Annotated in this window: 8 protein-coding genes and 1 pseudogene; 5 read left to right on the top strand and 4 right to left on the bottom strand. The window is 38.1% G+C overall.

The genetic code is table 11. The features are described from left to right. Nucleotides 1-696 precede the first annotated feature (696 nt). The 5 genes from PWP39_RS09620 (at nt 697) to PWP39_RS09600 (ending at nt 3,673) form a co-directional block, all read left to right on the top strand. A complete protein-coding gene (locus PWP39_RS09620; protein WP_014835287.1) occupies nt 697-1,428 on the top strand; it encodes a hypothetical protein in 732 nt (243 codons plus the stop codon). Nucleotides 1,429-1,440: 12 nt separating this feature from the next. Next, entirely contained in the window at nt 1,441-1,797 is a 357-nt protein-coding gene (locus PWP39_RS09615; protein WP_011012085.1) for a hypothetical protein, read from the top strand. A gap of 206 nt (nt 1,798-2,003) precedes the next feature. Next, nucleotides 2,004-2,180: a hypothetical protein gene (locus tag PWP39_RS09610; protein ID WP_011012086.1), complete on the top strand. Its 177-nt coding sequence runs from the start codon at nt 2,004-2,006 to the stop codon at nt 2,178-2,180. A gap of 25 nt (nt 2,181-2,205) precedes the next feature. Beyond that, nucleotides 2,206-2,535: a hypothetical protein gene (locus tag PWP39_RS09605; RefSeq protein WP_011012087.1), complete on the top strand. Its 330-nt coding sequence runs from the start codon at nt 2,206-2,208 to the stop codon at nt 2,533-2,535. 70 nt (nt 2,536-2,605) lie between these two features. Beyond that, entirely contained in the window at nt 2,606-3,673 is a 1,068-nt protein-coding gene (locus PWP39_RS09600; protein ID WP_014835288.1) for a CGP-CTERM sorting domain-containing protein, read from the top strand. Here the strand turns inward: PWP39_RS09600 and PWP39_RS09595 are convergent. The 4 genes and pseudogenes from PWP39_RS09595 to PWP39_RS09580 all read right to left on the bottom strand — a co-directional run. After that, nucleotides 3,629-4,495, bottom strand: a complete 867-nt coding sequence (locus tag PWP39_RS09595; RefSeq protein ID WP_014835289.1) for a GNAT family N-acetyltransferase — start codon at nt 4,493-4,495, stop codon at nt 3,629-3,631. The two genes, PWP39_RS09600 and PWP39_RS09595, sit on opposite strands and share 45 nt — an antisense overlap. A 107-nt stretch (nt 4,496-4,602) precedes the next feature. Further along, nucleotides 4,603-5,052, bottom strand: coding sequence for a hypothetical protein (locus tag PWP39_RS09590; protein ID WP_014835290.1), 450 nt, complete (start codon nt 5,050-5,052; stop codon nt 4,603-4,605). Between the two features lie 15 nt (nt 5,053-5,067). Further along, complete coding sequence (locus PWP39_RS09585) at nt 5,068-5,346, bottom strand: hypothetical protein (RefSeq protein ID WP_288073566.1); 279 nt, start codon at nt 5,344-5,346, stop codon at nt 5,068-5,070. A gap of 2 nt (nt 5,347-5,348) precedes the next feature. Next, a pseudogene (locus PWP39_RS09580) lies at nt 5,349-5,763 on the bottom strand (hypothetical protein); the annotation flags it as partial.

Below are 5,763 nucleotides of genomic sequence, written 5' to 3'. Positions count from 1 at the left end.
AAGTAAATAATGGTTTCAGTCCTCATTTCTCTCCCCTTTTCTGAAGAGGTATCAGAAACTTAAACCTAACGTCCCACTGCTTATCCTGACAGTGTCAGAGTAATAGGTATATTCTAATCTTAATTCTCAAAAGTCTATGTTTGATAATTAAGAAAAGGCCAAAGAGCTAGCAAAAATTCTTAATGGGCTGGAACGTTCAGGAAGACTCAAAATTTCTAGTTGCTAACCAAAGAGAACAGACTAATGTACTTTACTGAGATAGTAAAGCACTAGACAGGGTTCTCTATTATTTAGATTATGTAGCAATGGTTTTATCTACAGTAACAATCTGAAAAGGTGGCCCAAACTATTAGGAATAAAGATACTGTAAATAAGATACTATAATTCCTCATGGTCGCAGGCATTTCTTATTTCGGGGGAGGTGAAATAATAAATTAGACTCCCAGATTTCAAGGAGAAGATAGAGAAGATTGAAAAATTTTAGAGGAATACTTTACCTTTTCTTCGGAATAGCTCCCTTGGCTTTCTTGAGAATTTCATTCAGGTGCCATAGGAAACCCAATAAAACATGTAAAAAGTTATTATACTTCATTTAGTTATAATAAAAATAAACAGATATATTCGTGTTTCTTTTAAGCGAAAATGTTATATATAATAAAATTGTTAAATATTATACAAAGTATATGGGGGGGACAAATGCAAAGACGTACCTTATTGGCTACGGGCATAGTTTTTCTCTTAGTTGGAACATATGGATTATATGCAGTTGGTTATCCACAATATCCAGAAGTAAAAGACTGTGTAAACCCATTTGAGGTTGTAAAACATCTTAACAGTGTTCAAGAGAATTGGTCTAGAGTCCACATATTTTTTAAGCTAGTAACAAGTAGAGACTTCTGGAAGTTAGCAAAACCATGGAACGTAGATTACTCTAATGTTAAAGTCGTAAAACACGTCCTTGAATATAATGGGGAAAATATAACAATGATCGCTATAGGAATTCCCCTAAAAGACAAGAAACATGTAGTAGCACTTTATGAGTTTTCAAAGCCCGTTCAGGGGGTGAAAGTGAGAGGGTACTTAATCGAACTTTCTCAAGGGAAACTAGTCCCTAGATTAATAAGTGTAAATGGGGGTAAACTTACGGCATTAAGTAACTGTAGACACGAATGTAAAAGCAACTCAGACTGTTCATATCCCAGGGAGTTTTGTACTAAATATTGTTGTTCCTATGACAGGGATTATGCGATTGACTGTTGCCTTGCCGCTGGGCGGTGTGGAGCGGTATGTGGAGTAGGAGCAACTGTATGCTTGGTAAACCCAATAGGGTGTATAGCATGTACTGTTTGTGTAATTGCAAATTGTTATGACTGTATCGAAAAAAGTTGTCTTGAGTGGGGAAGTGGGTGTGAATATCATGGAGCTTGAAGGTGAATGTCCATGAAAAGAAAAGGGCTTGCACTTGGGATGGTCTTTGTCGTTTTTCTCATGATTTTTACATCTTATGCAGGAATAACAACTGGGGAATTCTGGAATGATCCACTAAGAAACACTGTAAAAGGTCTTTTTATGGGTTTTGGCTTAGTGATAATCCCCTTTGCTATAAGTGCAATTTTAATAGGTAGGATTCCTCTCTATGTTGTGTTATTTACAGTTGCTGGCATAGAATTACTATTGGCTTTTATAACACGTACACTTGGATATTCTCAATACTCTAGAGTATTTATTGAAGCTACAGCTGTTCTCCTCCCTGCCGGATTAATAATGGGTTGGGTTACTACTAAATCCAGATTTTAAAAGTTTTATTTTCCTTATTTTCTTTTTTAAGTTTCTCTCTAATCCCACTCATGATCATACCTAGAAGAACAGAGAAAAATAAAATAACTCCTCCAGCACTTTGTCACAGGCCTGACAGAAATGAAACTTCGATTCCCACATGCCCATCCTCTGACACCTTAATCTATTAAAAGACCAAAGTATAAACATATTGAAGGGGGATCAAGGTGAAGGAGGCAAGGAAGCTTATTCTCCCCTTGGCCATTCTCCTCATAACTATCCCAATGGCAGTAGCTGAAGGATGGGCAAAGACTTACAAAATAGAGAACTCTGATATCATGTACCCTGAAAGTCCATTGATAATGGAGAAGACAATTTACTTACCTGGGATTTATCAAGTTTGACTTTTCCTCACAATTCTTCTACATAATGTCACTAGATTCCCTAACCGGAGAAGGAGAAATTAAGTGGGTAAAGGAAGTAAGGTTCACTTTCAATGGAACTGAATTGGGCCCTCAATTTGAATTAGACAATCCTAGGGTGTTTCTTAGGAAAAGTCCAGATGGGAACATTATTGGATTCTTCAGAGTGAAACGTCCAGATGCTCCGATATTCTCTGGAACAGTGGTCTTTAAGATGACTCCAGAGGGAAACATTCTGTGGGCAAGATATTATAGGATGTGGCAATATAATGATAGACTGGACAAAAACTATACAAAAGAACTTATCCCAATTGACGCTAGTTCTTTGAGATTATAACCGTACGTTGGGACTTATTACTGAAAACGGAATATACCTTCTTGCCGAGACCATAGGTTGGTTTTCATCGATGATGGAAGCGTTTGTAGTTATGAAATTATCTCCAGAAGGAAAGCTTGAATGGGCGAAAGTCTATGGGGCCTATGAGCCCCCAATGAGACCAGTAGGAATAGAGATTATAGAAGACAGAAAAGTTCTTGTACTTGTGGCCTGGAAAGAACCAACCCTCTATTGGATAGATGAAAACGGGAATATAACAAGGGGGCTACTCGTGAAAGTCCCAACGTACGGTTATAATCTCAAAGATCTTGCCATCGATGGAAATGAGATTTATCTGGCTGGAGCAATAAAACCAGATCTATATGAGCCCTTTTTGATAAAGCTCTCTGGGGAGGGAAGCTTACTTTGGTCTAAGAAGTTTCCCAATTCAGGTGAGACATTCATACAACTGATACCAGCCAGAGATTCCATATACGTTCTCGGATACGCGGGATCTTCATTTCAGGAAGGTAAAGACTATAAAAGGCACGCTTGGATTCTTAACTTTGACAAAAATGGAAAGCTTAGATGGCATGTTCTCCTAGGAGATACAATGGGATACAACAAGCTTGGAGGGATAGCGGTTGGCGATTATTTGTATCTCTTTTACTTTAGAAATGTGTTTATGAAGAAGGACATTGTTTCACTAGCCCTTGGAAAAGATGGATCAACCCCTCCTTGTGACGCAGACAGACCAAAGCTTGAAATTGAAAATCTTGAAATCTCTTTAAAATTTATAAAACCTCCACAGATGGATACTCCTCTAATAGAAGAGTTTGATGTGAAATCATCAACAAGGGATCTTCACCTAATCGTTAGTGAAGCTTGTTCTGGTGACCTTCAGGCAAGTCCAAGCTTAGGGCAAACTAAGAAGACTACAACAACCAACCCTTCCAGCCCTACTTACTCAAAAACCACCACAAGCCCTACCCAGACTTCTCCAAAAATCACAATAATAACCTCCCCCCACATCACCTCCACCGCTCAAATTCCAGAAGAAAAGACACCAAAACCTACAGAAAGTGAAAAAAAGGGTATTTGTGGCCCAGCAGGATTAGTATTCTTTGTTATAATTCCACTTATTCACAAAAGGTATTAAACCCTTTTTATCTTTTAATTTCTTTCTAAAAACAAGAACATTCGGTTCTTTAGCATCGTCCCATATGTAGACTCCTATCCTCCTAAAAACTGAAAGAACTGGTTTTATTGAGCTGGACAACATAAGGTTAAATTCTTCTTTATCCTTTTCTCTTGCTACCCAAGCCATTGCTGGTAAAAGTGCCTTCAGGACAGCGGGACCAGGTTCGAGAGGTGTAAATATTGTTTCCTTTTTTGGCCCTATAAACTTAAGGCCGTTGTACTCATAGACTTCAGCATTTTTTCTTATCCATTCTAATGCTTCCTCACTCCTTTTTATGAATCTCCATCCAACTGGAATAATCCCTAAAGTTAAGTCCTCAAGCTTTGGCTCTATTCTAATTGGTTCCTCAGGTTTAAAATCGCCAACCCTTACGCTGGCAACGAAGAACCGCGCTTTAACCCAGAATCCATTCTTTTCTGCCATGGCTATTATCTTTTTGTTAAGGAAGTAGGGGGAGAACTCAAGGGCATCTATTATACCTTCACTTGCCATCATTCTTCCCTTCTCTACAATAAAGTTGTGTAACATTTTACCAAATCCCCTACCGTGGTAGTTGGGATGTACCCTAAGTCCTTCCATCCAACTAACTCTATTGGGAAGAAGAGTCAACTTAACAGTGCCAATGACCTTCCCATTAAGCTCGAGAACATAGAAGTTCCCATCCTTAATCCATTCGTCGAATACGCGCGCAAGGTAGTCCTCACCGTCCCAGGTGAGATGGGCTATTTCCTCGATAAATGGTTTATCCTGAGGTTTAGCCTCGCGGATTATTGGTTTCATCATTAGCCCACCTGATAGTATGTTGGTGCTTTGAAATTCATGCTTTTGTCTCTGAATCTGTCTTCCTTGCCACTTCCTTTAATAGTCAGATGATTGGAATTAAAGTCTTAAGGGCTTACCGTAATTTTCTTGTTTGTATCTCCCCTGATGTATACTATCACTTTCTCTGCATTAACTTTTGACACAACTCGAAGGTCGGAAATATAAGCAAGAGGAGTCTGAATTACTCCAGAAGATTCACTATACTGAGACACTCTCTTAGAAGTAAACTTTAGAAAGAGTACTCCATCTTCATAAGCACATCCAGTGAGGTTAAAGATCCATTTTCCCTCAAGTCTAAGGAGGAGTATTTCAGTAGCATTTTTCCCAGTGGATGAAGGATCCTGTGGAAGGGGATACTCTACAAATTTTGAGCATTCCTGCGTCCAAGGTATCTGCTCATACCTTCTATCTTCGATTACATTTAGTATATACACTCCTAGAATAGGGATGTAGATTATGGAAAGCAGTAAAATAATAGCAAGGGTGATGGCAAGAAGATCTTCTTTTTTCTTCAATTTTTATTCCCTCCGCTAGTTATAAGTTACTGTAAGACTAATCCCCAGATCTTTTTCAATTCCGTCTATTGGACTATAAATTGAGCCTGAAGAAGGTTTTCCCCAGTTTATTCCATAAAGCTCTGCAGCTGAATTTCTATATGAACAATAAACTGATCCCTTTATATTTTTGTAATACCCTACATATCCGAGAGTTCCAGTGCCTCTCAATTCTCTATTTTGTTTAATCCCACCAATAAGAGGTCTAATAAAATCACTATTTGTGGTTAGCTTTATGTATCCTTCCTCTTCCACTCTTACTGCCTCTTTGGGGATTCCAGTTTCTCTAATTCCTTTTCAAGTATTTTTAGAGTTTCTAGAGTTACGTTTGCTAACCCAATTGTCAACGTATTGTGAGCTTCATCGGCATCTATCGTTACAATTCCAAGTTGCTTAATGACACTTACATTAAGCCTTTCTATCATATGCTTCCATCTCACTAGATCTGCGAAATTGTATTTTCCTTTTAGGAATATTATATTTATTTTTCTTTTGTATTTTTCTAGTTTTTGTTTGATTTTTTGCTTATCTTCTTCGTTTTTTATGTAAATGAATATTAGTCCTCTTTTTTCATCAATGAACATTCCTCCGTAAGATGAGAGGTTTCTAGAGGATTCTCCATTAAGCTCGTCAATCCCCACTAGTTGGCTTAACTCTCTTGCAGCCTGATGT

This window comes from Pyrococcus sp., from assembly GCF_030153625.1.
GTDB classification, from domain to species: Archaea; Methanobacteriota_B; Thermococci; order Thermococcales; family Thermococcaceae; genus Pyrococcus; species Pyrococcus furiosus.
The sequence above is the reverse complement of the archived record's forward strand: the minus strand, read 5'-3'. Positions and strand labels throughout refer to the sequence as shown.